Consider the following 13854-nt stretch of genomic DNA (forward strand, 5'->3'; position numbering starts at 1 on the left):
ACGGACGGTGGGCAGGGCTGGCGACCGCCGGGACGGGGTGTCTCGGGACCGGGGGCGAGGTGGTGGTGTCCGTCCAGCAGGACGTCCACGTCGACCCCGGCAGGGCCTGGATGGAGACGGGCATCCCCGACGTCTCGGACCCGGGGGGCGCACTCCGGTACATCGTCCGGGCCCAGCAGCCGTTCGACGTGTACTTTTTCACCGACGAGGCGGCGTTCGAACAGTACAAGGCCTACATCCAGGGGCGGGAGCCGACGGAGACGCCGCCGGCCAATCCGGAGTACAGCCAGACGGCGCTCCCGAAAGACGGCGGCGACCTCTACGAGGCGTCGACGGACGACGGCGGGGCCCGCGAACCGCTCGAAGCCACGGGGCCGTACTACTTCGTGGTCGACCACTCGAACTACCGGATGGAGACGCGCGTCGACGAGTTCGGCGAGGCGCTCACGGCCTTCGTCGATCTCACGATCATCCGCGACCGGCTGCCCTTCTAGACGAACGCGAGCGGGACCATCGCGAGGACGCCCACCGTCCCCCCGACGGTGAGTTCGCGCCACCCGCCGCTGGGGAGGTCGGCGCCGTACTCCAGGGCCTCCGGGACGAACTCCGTGAACACGAGATACACCATCGCGCCCGCTGCGAACCCGAAACCGAAGGGGAGGAACTCCTTGGCCAGCGTCACGAAGTAGTAGGCGATGACCGCGCCCAGCGGCTGGGGGAGCGAGGAGAAGACGGCCCACCAGACCATGCGCCACTCGCTTATGCCCAGCGATCGGAGGGGAATGGCGATGGCCGTTCCCTCGGGGACGTTGTGGATGGAGATGGCGACGGTCATGAACACCGCGAGGAGGGGAACCGTCGTCCCGGCGACGGCGACGGCCGCCCCGGGCGAGGGCGTCCCGAGGCCGAGCTCGGCAAAGGAGACGCCGACGGCAACCCCCTCCGGGAAGCTGTGGACCGTCAGCACGCCCAGGATGAGCAGGAGCTTCTTGAAGTCGGCCTGCTCGTACTTCTTCGGGCCGTGGTCGACGCCGTCGATGACCCGGTGGCCGACGACGACCAGGACGACGCCGGCGAGCATCCCCGGGACGAGGAGTATCGGCGAGCCGTACGCCAGTCCCTCGCGCACGAGGCCAAAGAGCGAGGCGGCGACCATGATTCCCGACGCGAGCCCCCACAGCAGGACGTTCCACCGGTCGGAGAACTCCTCGACCAGGAAGAACGGCACTGCCCCGAGTCCCGTCGCCAGCGCCGTCAGCAGTCCGGCCAGGAAGACGAACACGACGTGCTCGAGGACGACCATAACGGGCCTAGGCCGGTGGGGGACATAAGAATTGTCACATTCCCGAGAGATTTTGGCGACCCTAAAGGCCGGCCGGGCGTCGATTAATACACCTTATACAGTACAGTCGTGTTTCACTGCCTAGACGACAACGTTTATGCATAGAAACCAATATTTTCAGTATATGTCGAGTGCAAAAGCGCCAGAAACTACCGAAACTTACATCATCGACTCGTCTGGAGACCCGGACGTCAAACTCACGCTCATCGACGACCGGACCGGGGAGCGCCACCACGTCGTGGACTTCGCCGACGACGTGGTCCGCGAGAAACTGCAGGTCAGGGGCCCGGGGAACACGGTGCGCGTCGACATGGTGCCACTGGACGCAGAGAGGACGGAGTGGCAGGTCACGCGCCTGCTCCCCGGGTCGCCGCCACGTGTCGGGATGGGTCCGCGGCGCTAGAGCGGGACGGACGCGAGCGTCCGATACGCCGGGCCCGCGTCGGTGAGGACGCTCTCGGTCAGTCGCAGCTCCTCTACGGCGAGCCGGCCGACGTCGGGGTCCGCATCGCGAACGACGTCCTGGACCAGCTCTTTGCCGCCGGCGTGGTCCATTCGCGCGACTGTGGCGTGGGGCGTGAACTCGTGGTCCTCCGGGTCGAACCCCATCGCCACCGTCCGCGCCTCGACGGCCTCGTGGAGTGCCGTCAACTCGGCGTCGCCGTGGCCCTCGCGGACGCCGACCCAGACGACGCTGATGTACTCGAGTGAGGGGAAGACCCCTAGCCCGCCGAAGTGAGCCTCGAACGGGCCGACGTCGCTGTCTGCGACCGCGCCCTCCAGTGCTGTCACCAGGTCGTCGACCCGGTTCGGGTCGGTGTCGCCGAGGAACTTCACCGTGACGTGGGCCTGTGCCGGGTCGCTCGGCCGGATCCCGCTGGCGTCCGCGAACCGCTCCTGAACCGCCGCGACGGCGTCTTCGAGGCCGTCGAGGTCGACGCTGACGAACAGTCGCTTGCCCATGCGACCGGGTACGCGGCCCGGCCACTTCGTCGTGGGTGGTGACCCCCAGGGTTTACTCCCGTCGCGACACAGCCACCGGTATGGACGACGCTGCCCGCCTCCGCCGTACAGTCCGTCGTTGCACCGCCGTCGTCGTGACGGCGCTCGGGCTGGTCATCACCGCTCTGGCCGGGTCGACGATGTCGCCGGTCGGCGCCGCACTCTCAGTCGGCGCGCTCGGGTATCTGGCCGCCAGTTTCGTCTTCGTCCCCGAGTGGGCGGCCGACGACGAGTCCGCCGCTGACCACTGAGCCCGTGACGTAGCCCTTAACCCCGCTGGCCGACAATCGATGGCTATGACCGACAACGACCCCGAAGACCACACGTTCTCCGAGGGCCAGGGCTTTGGCGACCCCTACGAGGGGTTCGACCTCGAGCCCCCGGAGTTCGAGGTCGACACCGACAAGGTCGACCCGGTCGACTCGCGGGTCCTCACCGACCTGCTCGACCGCCACAACGTCCCGTCCGACGAGGTCGACGCCGACCAGCTGCTCGAGGTCGGCCTGGAGTACATGCAGATCAACCGCCACGAACAGGCCGCCGAGACCTTCGAGCGCGTCGCGCGCTACACCGACGAGGAGCGCCTCGAACAGGAGGCCTGGACCAACAAGGGCGTCGCTCACGCCGAACTCGAAGAGTGGGACGCCGCTATCGGCGCGTTCCAGGAGGCGCTCTCGATGGAGGAGCGGTCGGACCACGCGGCGACAGCCGAGACGAACCTCGCGTACGCCCTGTGGGAGTCAGGGCGCTCCGAGCAGGCGCTGGAACACGCCGAGCGCGCCGTCGAGATCGACCCACGGTTCGGCCAGGCCTGGTACAACCGCGGCTTCTTCCTGCTCGAGCGCGGCCTCGCGGAAGACGCCGTCGACGCCTTCGACAACGCCATCCGCCTTGGCTTCCGGAACGCCGAGATACTCGAGGAGAAGGCCCGCGCGCTCGAGGAACTGGGCGAGTACGACCGCGCCGAAGAGCTGGCCGAGGAGGTCGACGAGATGCGACAGAACGCCGAAGAGCAGCTGCTGGAATGATCCTCAACGAACGCGAGACGAACGAGGGGCTGCTGGTCTCTGTCTGTGACCCGGACGTCATGGGCGAGACGTTCGAGGACGGCCCGGTGACGCTGACCGTCGACGAGGCCTTCTACGGCGGCGACGAGGTCGACGAGCAGACCGTCGTCGACAGCCTCGCGCGCTGTAGCGTCGCCAACATCGTCGGCGAACAGGCCGTCGACGTCGCCGTCGAGCACGGCTTCGTCGACGAGGAGAACGTCCTGGACGTGGCCGGGACCCGCCACGCCCAGCTGCTCTGGCTCTAGCCGGGTCAGAGCCGTTCGCGCGCCGCCGGGAGACAGCCGCCACCGCGAGCCCCGTGGCCAGCAGAGTCACGGCCGCCGACACTTATCGGGCCCCCGCTCCCAGGTGACGGTATGTACTCGCGCGACCACGCGCTCGTCACGGTCGTCGTCGCCCTCCTCGGGACGGTGGCGCTCCCGCTCCCGGTTACCTGGCCCGTGGCGGTGGCCTACGCCGTCGTCGTCGGCGTCGCCATAGACCTCGATCACTTCGTGGTGGCCCGCCTCACGACCGGCGAGTGGACGGCGGTGGGGCGCTGTCTCCGGAACCCCCGGCTCGTCGTCCTGGCACAGGACGAGATCTTTGACCCTGGCGACCTCACGCCCCTCCAGCGCTTGCTGAGCCACCACGTCATCGGCGGCGCGCTGGTGGGCGGGCTCTGGATCGTCAGCGAACCGCTCGCGGTGTTCACCGCGGTGGTGCTGTACGCCCACGTCGTCGCGGACCTGGTCTGGGACAATCGCCTGCTGGGGCTAGCGCCTCCGGAAGCCGCCGACGCGGGCGGTCGGGACGAGTCGGTGCGGTAGCCCCGCGACAGCCTCGAGGTTTAGGCGAACCGAAGGAAAGTTGCCCGTCCAGCCCCAGTGTCGAACCAATGGGACACTCCGAATCCACGCTGCTCGACGTCGAGCGCATACGCGAGGACTTCCCCATCCTCCAGCGCGAGTTCGACGGCCAGCGACTGGTCTACCTGGACAACGGGGCGACGAGTCAGACCCCCGAGCCGGTCGTCGAGTGCATCGCGGACTACTACCGGACCACCAACGCCAACGTCCACCGCGGGCTCCACCAGCTGAGCCAGGAGGCCTCCATCGCCTACGAGGAGGCCCACGACCGGGTCGCCGAGTTCGTCGGCGCCTCGGGCGGTCGCGAGGAGATCGTCTTCACCAAGAACACCACCGAGAGCGAGAACCTCGTCGCCTACGCCTGGGGGCTCAACGAGCTCGGCCCCGAGGACGAGGTGGTACTGACCGAGATGGAACACCACGCCTCGCTCGTGACCTGGCAACAGATCGCAAAGCGCACCGGCGCGACCTGCAAGTACATCCGCATCGAGGACGACGGCACGCTCGACATGGACCACGCCCGCGAGTGTATCACCGACGACACGCAGATGGTCAGCGCCGTCCACGTCTCGAACACGCTCGGGACCATCAATCCCGTCTCCGAACTGGCTGACATCGCCCACGACCACGGCGCCTACATGTTCGTCGACGGCGCCCAGTCGGTGCCCACCCGTCCCGTCGACGTCGAGGCCATCGACGCCGACTTCCTCGCGTTCTCCGGCCACAAGATGATGGGACCGACCGGCATCGGCGTCCTCTACGGCAAGAAACACATCTTAGCGGAGATGGAGCCGTACCTCTACGGCGGCGAGATGATCAAGAAGGTCACCTACGAGGACGCCACCTGGAACGACCTCCCCTGGAAGTTCGAGGCCGGCACACCCCCCATCTGTCAGGGCATCGCGCTCGCCGAGGCCTGTGACTACCTCGACGACATCGGGATGGACAGGGTCCGCCGCCACGAGAACGACCTCGCCCAGTACGCCCTCGAACAGCTCGAAGCCACGGGCGACGTCGAGACCTACGGCCCGCCGGCGGGCACCGAACGCGGCGGCCTGGTCGCGTTCAACTTAGAGTCGGTCCACGCCCACGACCTCTCCTCGATCCTGAACGACTCGGCGGTGGCCATCCGGGCCGGCGACCACTGCACCCAGCCGCTCCACGACAAGCTCGGCGTGGCTGCCTCCGCCCGCGCGTCCTTCTACGTCTACAACACGCGCGAGGAGGTCGACAAGCTCGTCGCCGCGATCGACGACGCGAGGCAACTGTTCGCCTGACCGGAGCCACGGGCAGTCGCCGGCGGCCAGCGCGTGCGAAGCGCTCCCTCGGAACGCTTTTCCGAGCCACGACCGTACGCTAGTCCGATTATGGGTATCGGCGGCTCAGACATGTACAGACAGCAGATTCTCGACCACTACAAGAACCCGCGCAACTACGGGGAACTGGAGGACGCGACCTTTACCCACGTGGGCGAGAACCCGATGTGTGGCGACGAGATCACCATGGACGTCGTCTTGGACGACGAGGAGGAGGTCATCGAACGGGTGGCCTTCCGCGGGGACGGCTGTGCCATCTCCCAGGCGTCGGCGTCGATGCTCACACAGAAACTCCAGGGGATGACCGTCGAGGAACTGGCCGAGCTGGACCGCGACGACGTCGTCGACATGCTGGGCGTCGACATCTCGCCGATGCGAATCAAGTGTGCGGTCCTGGCCGAGAAGGTCGCACAGGACGGCGCCGACATCTACTTCGGCGAGAAGGACCTGGACAAGTCGAGCACCGAAGCCGACGAGTGAGGTCCGTCGGCGCCGCGACGGAACGCCCTTAGTCTGCGTGTAACAGCCCCGTCCGAGCCGGCGTGACGTCGAAACGGGCGCCGCCCTGCGTACTCTCGCCGACGGCGATGGTCCAGTTGTGGGCCTCGACGATACGGTCGACGATGGCCAGGCCGATGCCGGTCCCGTCGTCGGCGTGCGTCCGCCCGAACTCGAAGACCTCGGCCCGTTCGTCCGCGGGGATGCCCGGGCCGTCGTCGGCGACGTAGAAGCCATCCTGGGAGGCGCCGACGGTGACGGTGACCTCGGGGCCGCCGTGTTCGACGGCGTTGCGAAACAGGTTCTCGAGGGCCTGCGTGAGGCGGTCCCGGTCGGCGAGGACCGACAGTTCCGACTCGGCCCGCAGCGTCGCCCCAGCGGTGTCGAGCCGGTCCCACGCGGCCCGACTGCACGCGTCGAGACTGACGGGGCGTTTCTCGTCGATGCTCTCGCCCTGGCTGGCCAGCCGCAGGAGGTCGTCTATCAACTGCTCCATCTGTGCGACGGCATCGGCGGCGTCCTCGAGGTGCGAGAGGTCGCCGGTCTCGCGGGCGAGCGTCAGCTTCCCGTCGATGACCTGCAGCGGGTTCCGGAGGTCGTGGCTGACGATGCCGGTAAACTCCTCCAGGCGTTCGTTCTGTGACTCCAGTACCTGCTCGCGCTCCCGGCGCTCGGTGACGTCGCGCAACACGACCACGCTCCCGCGGACGACGCCGTACCGGTCGGTGATGTCGGTCGTCCTGACGTCGAAGGTCACGGAGTGCAGCGCGTCGCCGTCGCGGCGGGTCGTCGTGACCTCGGAGTCTGTCACCGTCGTCCCGGACTCGTCGGCGACGATGACCTCGTCCAGACCGTCTATCGCGGCCGACCAGACCATCGAGTCGTCGTTCGCGACGGCCGCGAGCGTGGGGTTCGCGACGTCCGGCACGTACCGGCTGGCGGCCTCGTTCCAGTCGACCAGGGTCCGCTCGACGTCGATGACGAAGACCGGATCGCCCATCTCCTCGAGGAGGACGTCGGTCGCCAGCGGCGCGACCTCGAGGAAGTCGTAGCGGTACAGCGCGAAGCCGACGCCGAGGGCCTGTACGACGAAGAACACCGGCGTCAGGTCCAGTCTGGGGTGGGGCGTCAGGCCGACGAAGAACGCGACGTTCGCCAGCGCCACCAGCAGCGTCACCGCGAAGATGATGCCCGTCTGCTTGCGGTAGAGGTTCCGGGTCACGACGAAGAACCGTCCGAGCAGGACGAAGGTCAGGACCAACAGCGCGTAGATGAAGAGCAGCTGAGCGAGGACGAGCGGTCCCAAGTCGATGTACGGGACGCGGAGGACGCCGAACCGCGCGACGCCGGCCGCGGCGTAGGCCAGGTCGCCGGGATTGAGCGCGTAGACGACGCCGTAGAGGACGCCCTCCCCGACCAACAGCGGCGCCACGACGTCGGGAACCCACGCACTGTCACCGGTGTACGCGACGACAAAGAGGAACCAGAAGACCGCAGCCAGCGACGCGGCCAGCGCGAGTGGTGCGCTCCACAGAAGCGCGACGGCGTCTGTCGGGCTGACCAGCTCCAGAAAGGCGAAGAGGGCCCACGACCCGTCGGCGGCCATGAGCACCGCGAACCGGTTCGAGACCGGGTGGCCCGTCCGCTGCCACGAGTACCACGCGAACCCGTAGCTCGCGAGGGCGGCGACCCCGACCAGGACGGCGAGGAGCACACTCACGGGGACGGCCGGGTTCATCGAGCGAAGCTCGTCGGGGCGCGGATATTACTATTCGGTGCCCGTTATCACCTGAGAAAACCGGACGCGGTGCGTCCGCAAGCGTGCCGGGACCGGCGGCCCATCCCGAGAGCGGCGTCAGCGAGACGACCGCTCGCGCCCGCTCAGGCCAAGAAGACGTGTCGCGGCCGGTCTGCCAGTACGTCGCGACCCCACGAGACGGTGTCCGAGAACGCGTCCGAGCGGAAGAAGGCCATCGCGTCCTCCTTCGAGTCCCACTGGCTGGCGATGAACATGTCGTTCTCGTCGGCGCGGTTGGAAAGCAGCGCCGTCTCTCGGTGGCCCTCCATGTCCGCGAGCAGGCCGCCGACGGTGTCGAACTTCTCGACGAAGTCCTCGCGGTACTCGGGTTTGACCGTGTAGAACATCCCCATCGTGCCGAAACCGTCGCCCTCGCCGTGGCGCCCCTCGACCTCGGGGAGGTCGGTGAGGTAGCCGCTGGCGGTCTGGGCAGCGTCCTCGGTGTCCCACAGCGAGGCGATAGCGACGGTATCCGAGTCCGGGTCCTCGTAGACGGTCGTCCGGACGTGCGTGTCGTAGCGGTCGAAGGCCGCCCGGAGGTCGGCTACCTCGCTGTCCAGCGTCTCGGGGTCGGCCGACGAGTAGACCACCAGCGCGTAGACGTCCTCGCCGTGGGGCTGGCCGGCGTAGACGCCCTCGGTCTCGAGCTGTGCGCGGATCGACGCCGAGGAGGCCGCGGCCGCCTGCTCCTGGTCCGCGTCGTCCTCGCTGGCCTCGCCCAGCGGCCCGCCGAACTGCTCGGTGACGCCGTCGAGGTCGCTCAGGAAGCCAGCCGCCGTCTCGGCGGCCTCCTCGGCCGTCCAGATGCTGACGACGTAGGTCTGGCCGCTCTGGGCGCGGACGGTGGTCTCGACGTGGCGGTCGTAGTGGTCGAAGCTGGAAGCGAGGTCCTCGACGTCTTCGACGAGCTCCTCGGCGTCCGTCTCGGAGTGGTACACGAGCCCGAAGTCGCCCGCGTCGTAGTCCTCGCCCGCCTCGAGGCCGAGTCGGCCCACGCGCTGGACGGCGTCGTCGACGCGCTCGAAGTCGCCCGAGACGTCGGGGCGGCCGCCGCCGTGATCGGTGTCCTCGGCGGCGTCGGCGTCGCCTTCGTCGGCGTCGCGGCCCTCACCGTGGGGGTGGTCGCCCTCGCTCGCGCTGCCGGGGTGGGCGCCACCGTGGGTGTCCGTGTCGCCGCCGGCCTGGGCGTCGCCGGTCGCGGTCTCCGGGTGACCGGCCGCCGCCTCGTGGGCCTGCTCACTGACCGCTTCGGGGCGACCCTGCCCCGCGTCCGTCGGGGTCCGCTGGCCGGCCAGGACCGCCGGCAGGTCCCCCGGTTCGAAGCGCCGGCCGACGTAGAACGGGCCGAACTCGGCGAACTGAGAGGTCGAGGGGTCGAATCGCATCTCGGTCAGCAGCTCCTTGATGTGTTCCATCTCGTCGCTCCACAGCGTGATACCCCACTCCCAGTCGTCGAAGCCGATGGAGCCACAGATCATCTGGTTCACGTCGCCCCCGTAGCCACGGCCGATGTCGCCGTGGCGCTTGATGTGGGCCGCCCGCTCCTCGAAGCTGGTGTCGTACCAGTTCTGGTCGGGCTGGCGGCGCTTGCTCATCGGGTAGAAACAGACGAACTCGTCGTCGGGCACGTCGGGGTGCAGGCGGGCCTGGATGTACTGAGCCAGTCCGGAGTCGTCGTCGACCCCGCCCTCGAAGTACTCGCGGGACTTCTCCGTGTAGCCAGAGGCCTCGGTGACCGAGACGTAGGAGAACTTCCGGTCGGTGAACGCGGCGAACTCCGTCTGCTCGAAGTGGCGCTCGGCGGCGTCCAGGTCGGCCATCGTCGGCCGCAGGTGGACGATCATGATGTCGGCCTTGTGGCCAAGCACCGTGTAGACGGCCGTCTGACCCTCGTCGGCGTCTTCGACGGCCTCGTAGGCCGAGAGGAAGTCGATGCCCTCCGAGAGCGCGCGGTCCCGGACCCGCGAGGGGGCCTCCCGCCAGGCGTCCCAGTCGATACTTCGGCAGTCGTGCAGCACGTACCACCCCTCCTCCGTGGCCGGGGGCTTGCGTTGCTCCATGTCCCGGGATTACGGGCCGACGGTAAGGAACCTTCCCATATTCCCGCCCGACGGGAACCGGCCTACGCCTCCTCGAGGCCGAAGACGGACCGGAGCTCGCCCTCGATCTCCTCGACGTACCGCTCGAGGACGGCCTCGAGCTTCTCGTCGTCGACGATGATGGCCGTGATCCGGTCGGTCGGGTTCTCCGGCAGTTCGACGCGGAACTCGCCGTCCTCGTAGAATGGCTCGGACTCGTTGAGGATCTGCTGGTCGATGGCGTGGACGAGCTCGGAGTCGTAGGCGTCGTTCATCGTCTCGAAGGCCTGCTTGTAGGCCTTCTGCAGTTCCGGGAAGTAATTGGCGTACTTGTCTTCGAACTTCTCGGGATCGAAGTCGGTCATTGGCCGGGGCAAGGGTGGCCGGGAATAAAGATGGCCCGACTCCGGGCTAGGGCTTGACTGCACGGGCGTCCTTCTGGGGGAGGTAGACGACGAGGTAGGTGACGAAGGCGGCCCCGAAGATGCCGCCCACGAGCAGGTAGACCCGGACGTCCAGGTTCAGGAGGATGGCGACGAGCTCCCAGATGGTCGCCCGCGGGTCGACGAAGCCGAAGGTCTCCGTGTACGCGAGGAGGCCGGCGACGACGACCAGCGCCAGGTCGAACGTGTCCCGGGAGTCCATTGCAGGAGGTCCGGTATCGGACGGGATAACTCTTGTTGCCAGTATACGGACACTCCAGCCGGCGGTCGGCGGGCCCTAGGCACCCAGTTGCGCAGCGATGATAGCGTCGGCGGCCTCGACGAAGGCCTCTTCCTCGCCCTCGGGGATGGTCGCGCCGGCGGCGATGTCGTGGCCGCCGCCGTCGCCGCCGACTGCCTGCGAGGCCTCGTGCATCACGACCGAGAGGTCGACGCCGCGGCCGACGAGCGGACCGGTCGCGCGCGAGGAGACCTTCGTCTCGCCCTCACCGGTGCTGGCGAACGCGAGGATTGGCTTGTCGGCGTCGACGCCGTCGGTGCCCAGCGCCATCCCCGCGACGATGCCGACGATGGTCTCGCGGATCTCGTCGCCGGCGTCGAACCACTGGACCGAGCCGGCCTGCGTGACGCCCTGCCGTTTCACGAGATCGAGTCCCTCCGAGAGGTTCCGCCGGTGGTTCGCGAGCAGGGACCGGGCCCGTTCGAGGGGACCCTCGCGGTCGCCGAGACAGACAGCGAGGCCGACGTCGGCCCGCTCGTAGCGGGCGGTGGCGTTCAGCAGCGTCGAGAACTCGCTGGCGTCGCGGAGTTCCGTGCCGGTGGGTTCGGCCGTCAGCGTGTAGGTGGTCCCGACGAGCGTGTCGATCTTGTCGGCGGGGACCCCGCGCTGGACGGCCCGCTTGACGAGCGCGCTGGCGATGGTCTGGCGTTCGTCGTCGGTGAGGTCCGCCCAGGTGCGCCACTCGCCGTCGCGTTTCAGGTCCAGGCCCAGGTCCTGCAGGAACCGCGTCGCGCCGGCCTGGTCGCCGGAGATGCCGGGGATGGGGACCTCGGTGGCGTACTCGAGCAGTTTCGGGAGCGGGCGGGTCTGCTTGCCGTACAGCGAGAGGTCGGTCCCCTCCTCGAGGATGGCGGCCGCCACGCCCTCGTCGACGATGCCGGCGTTCGCGCCGACGAGCTCGCCGCCCACGGCCTGCATGTCGCCGACCGCGCCGACGACCGCGAGGGCCGCGAGGTCACGGTTGTCGCCGCCCTCGGGTTCCAGTGCGCGCGCGAGGACGTAGGCCGCCCCCGCCCCAGAGAGCTCCGACGCCCCGTTGATACCCTCGAGCAGCGGGTTCAGGTGCCACGCGAAGTCGGCGTACCCGTCGCTGTCGCTCACGACGTCGGGGTGGCAATCCTCGGGGTCGGCCGGCTGGTGGTGATCCGCGACGAGCGCCTCGAAGTCGCCCGCCGCGACGTGTTCCGAGATGACGTCGAGCTGGCCCGACCCGAAGTCGGTGAAAAGGACGGTGTCGTGCTCGCAAGCGGCGATGCTCCCGATCTCCGCCGCGTCGAGTTGCTTCTTGAAGACCGTCTCGACCGGAATCCCGGCCCGTTCGAGCGCCGTCGTCGCGACGCCCGCGCTGGTCAGCCCGTCGGCGTCGATGTGCGAGGCCAGCAGGACGCGGTCGGCCGACCGCAGGCGCTGGGCGCAGGCGTCGGCGCGGTCGGCGAGGTCGGGGACGGGGGCGCTCATAGCCCGGGGTAGGACCGTCCGGGGATAAAAACCTTCACTCGCGGTCAGGCCACCTGTCGCCGGTCGCTGAAGGTGACGGTCCGGTCGGCCGTCGCCACCGTCGTCTGGACGGTGATCCAGCCGCCGTTTCGCTGGACCGCCAGCGCCTCGCTGTAGGAGAGTTCGACGCGCCTGGTCGCGGTGGCCGTCCCGCCGGCTTCGAGGGAGCCGACCCGCTCGCGCCCCTGCCAGGCCACGTCGCCGCCGGTGTCGTTCCCGACGAAGATGCGCGTGTAGACCGTGACGTTTCGTGCCGTCGTGTCCTGCTGGTTGGTCAGCGTGGAGGTGACGTCCCGGCACGTCTGGCCACAGTCCTCGATGGCGTCGATGGCCAGGTCGAACGGCGGCGTCGGCGTCGCCGTTGCCGTCGTCCCGTCGCCGCCCCCGCCGTCACCCGTCGATCCCGCCGCGGGCGTGGCCGTCGGGAAGGGCTCGGCGTCGCCGTCGGCGCCGGCCTGGGCTTCACCACTTGGCAGCGGTCCGACCCCGGTCACGAGGGCGCCGACGACACCGGCCAGCACCACCAGCAGGACGCCGACGAACGCCAGTAGTTTCCCGTCCACGGGTCACCACCATCCGCCCGCGGGTCCGCCGGGTCCAGACGGTCGCGTGACCGTCGGCTGACATCGACGCTGCGGGCCCGGCTGCGGCGGTGCCCGTCGGGAGCCCCAGGACCGCCGCGGAGCGGCCGGCCGTGCTGAGTCGTCGTCCAGTCATCGGTACCGGACGGTTCCATCCCCAGCCTCATGAAGGGACCAACCCGTGAAGCCGAGTCCACGCCCCTTCAGCCGGATTAACCCGGATCAAGCACCGTTCGACGGCCGGAGAGGGCCGGGGCCGCCCCCTGTACGCGCCGATGGTGTTATTTCCTTGTCACGCGTACGCGAGAGCATGTTCTTCCAGCCAGGTCACGGAATCGCCGTTCAGCCGACCCAGCGAGCGGAGGTGCGCTGATGGGGCTCCTCGGTCGCCTCTCCTTTTTCGTCCGGTCGAAACTCAACGCGCTGCTGAACCGCGCGTCGGACCCGGGCGCCGAACTGGACTACTCCTACGAGCAGTTGCGCGACGAGCTCCAGAAGGTGACCCGGGGCATCGCCGACGTCACCACGCAGAAGAAACGCCTCGAGATTCACCGACGGCGCCTCCGCGAGAACGTCGAGAGACACGACGGACAGGCTCGCTCGGCGCTCCAGCAGGGCCGCGAGGACCTGGCACGGCGCGCTCTCGAGAAGAAGCAGGCCAACGTGACACAGATCACGGAGCTGAGCGAGCAGATCGACTCGCTCCAGGCGACACAGGACCGACTTGTCGGCAAGCGCGCCGAGCTCAGCAGTCAGATAGAGCAGTTCCGCACCAGGAAAGAGAGTATGAAGGCCCGCTACGAGGCCGCCGAGGCGTCGGCGCGGGTCGCCGAGGCCTTCACCGGCGTCGGCGACACGATGGAGGACGTCTCGCGGTCGCTCGAACGCGCGACCGAACGGACCGAACAGATGGAGGCCCGCGCCGCCGCGTTAGAAGAACTCGAGGAGAGCGGCGCGCTGGAATCGGTCCTCGACGAGGGCGACTCCATCGACGCCGAGCTCGACCGCCTCTCGAACGAGCGGGCCGTCGAGTACGAGCTCGAGTCGCTCCGGGCGGAACTGGCGGGCGACGAGGAACGGACCGCCGAACCCGCCGACTGA

17 protein-coding genes are annotated in these 13854 nt (G+C 68.7%); 9 read left to right on the plus strand and 8 right to left on the minus strand.

Features of this window, described 5'->3' with window-relative positions:
- Positions 1–65 precede the first annotated feature (65 nt).
- Entirely contained in the window at positions 66–494 is a 429-nt protein-coding gene (locus P1N55_RS10100; RefSeq protein WP_276275508.1) for a hypothetical protein, read from the plus strand.
- Here the strand turns inward: P1N55_RS10100 and P1N55_RS10105 are convergent.
- Entirely contained in the window at positions 491–1303 is an 813-nt protein-coding gene (locus P1N55_RS10105) for a ZIP family metal transporter (RefSeq protein WP_276275509.1), read from the minus strand. The genes P1N55_RS10100 and P1N55_RS10105 overlap by 4 nt on opposite strands.
- Before the next feature lie 163 nt (positions 1304–1466).
- Here P1N55_RS10105 and P1N55_RS10110 point away from each other — a divergent pair, with 163 nt between their 5' ends.
- Positions 1467–1745 carry a hypothetical protein gene (locus P1N55_RS10110; protein WP_276275510.1) on the plus strand — a complete coding sequence of 93 codons (279 nt, stop codon included), beginning with the start codon at positions 1467–1469 and terminating at the stop codon, positions 1743–1745.
- Here P1N55_RS10110 and thpR read toward each other — a convergent pair.
- Entirely contained in the window at positions 1742–2305 is a 564-nt protein-coding gene (thpR, locus tag P1N55_RS10115; RefSeq protein ID WP_276275511.1) for an RNA 2',3'-cyclic phosphodiesterase, read from the minus strand. The two genes, P1N55_RS10110 and thpR, sit on opposite strands and share 4 nt — an antisense overlap.
- A gap of 80 nt (positions 2306–2385) precedes the next feature.
- Between thpR and P1N55_RS10120 the strand changes: the two genes are divergently transcribed.
- From P1N55_RS10120 to sufU, 6 genes are all read left to right on the plus strand, one after another.
- Positions 2386–2595: a hypothetical protein gene (locus P1N55_RS10120; protein ID WP_276275512.1), complete on the plus strand. Its 210-nt coding sequence runs from the start codon at positions 2386–2388 to the stop codon at positions 2593–2595.
- 45 nt (positions 2596–2640) lie between these two features.
- Positions 2641–3372: a tetratricopeptide repeat protein gene (locus P1N55_RS10125; protein WP_276275513.1), complete on the plus strand. Its 732-nt coding sequence runs from the start codon at positions 2641–2643 to the stop codon at positions 3370–3372.
- A complete protein-coding gene (locus tag P1N55_RS10130; RefSeq protein ID WP_276275514.1) occupies positions 3369–3659 on the plus strand; it encodes a DUF424 domain-containing protein in 291 nt (96 codons plus the stop codon). The genes P1N55_RS10125 and P1N55_RS10130 overlap by 4 nt, the downstream gene beginning before the upstream one ends.
- A 111-nt stretch (positions 3660–3770) precedes the next feature.
- On the plus strand, positions 3771–4223 hold the full coding sequence (locus P1N55_RS10135; RefSeq protein ID WP_276275515.1) for a hypothetical protein: 453 nt from the start codon (positions 3771–3773) through the stop codon (positions 4221–4223).
- A gap of 68 nt (positions 4224–4291) precedes the next feature.
- Positions 4292–5539 (plus strand): aminotransferase class V-fold PLP-dependent enzyme, encoded by a 1248-nt coding sequence (locus P1N55_RS10140; RefSeq protein WP_276275516.1) that lies wholly within the window; start codon positions 4292–4294, stop codon positions 5537–5539.
- Positions 5540–5629: 90 nt separating this feature from the next.
- Positions 5630–6058, plus strand: a complete 429-nt coding sequence (sufU, locus tag P1N55_RS10145) for a Fe-S cluster assembly sulfur transfer protein SufU (protein WP_276275517.1) — start codon at positions 5630–5632, stop codon at positions 6056–6058.
- A 28-nt stretch (positions 6059–6086) separates the two neighbouring features.
- Here sufU and P1N55_RS10150 read toward each other — a convergent pair whose 3' ends face one another.
- The 6 genes from P1N55_RS10150 to P1N55_RS10175 all read right to left on the minus strand — a co-directional run bounded on the left by P1N55_RS10150 (position 6087) and on the right by P1N55_RS10175 (position 12735).
- Entirely contained in the window at positions 6087–7814 is a 1728-nt protein-coding gene (locus tag P1N55_RS10150) for a sensor histidine kinase (protein ID WP_276275518.1), read from the minus strand.
- A 143-nt stretch (positions 7815–7957) separates the two neighbouring features.
- Positions 7958–9934, minus strand: a complete 1977-nt coding sequence (locus P1N55_RS10155; RefSeq protein ID WP_276275519.1) for a heme-binding protein — start codon at positions 9932–9934, stop codon at positions 7958–7960.
- 62 nt (positions 9935–9996) lie between these two features.
- Complete coding sequence (locus P1N55_RS10160) at positions 9997–10317, minus strand: DUF5783 family protein (protein WP_276275520.1); 321 nt, start codon at positions 10315–10317, stop codon at positions 9997–9999.
- A 46-nt stretch (positions 10318–10363) separates the two neighbouring features.
- Positions 10364–10597, minus strand: coding sequence for a hypothetical protein (locus P1N55_RS10165; protein WP_276275521.1), 234 nt, complete (start codon positions 10595–10597; stop codon positions 10364–10366).
- Positions 10598–10672: 75 nt separating this feature from the next.
- Entirely contained in the window at positions 10673–12133 is a 1461-nt protein-coding gene (locus P1N55_RS10170) for a single-stranded-DNA-specific exonuclease RecJ (protein ID WP_276275522.1), read from the minus strand.
- A gap of 44 nt (positions 12134–12177) precedes the next feature.
- On the minus strand, positions 12178–12735 hold the full coding sequence (locus P1N55_RS10175) for a hypothetical protein (protein WP_276275523.1): 558 nt from the start codon (positions 12733–12735) through the stop codon (positions 12178–12180).
- Between the two features lie 390 nt (positions 12736–13125).
- Between P1N55_RS10175 and P1N55_RS10180 the strand changes: the two genes are divergently transcribed.
- Complete coding sequence (locus P1N55_RS10180; protein WP_276275524.1) at positions 13126–13854, plus strand: PspA/IM30 family protein; 729 nt, start codon at positions 13126–13128, stop codon at positions 13852–13854.

Source organism: Haloarcula regularis, from assembly GCF_029338315.1.
Taxonomy (GTDB): Archaea; Halobacteriota; Halobacteria; order Halobacteriales; family Haloarculaceae; genus Haloarcula; species Haloarcula regularis.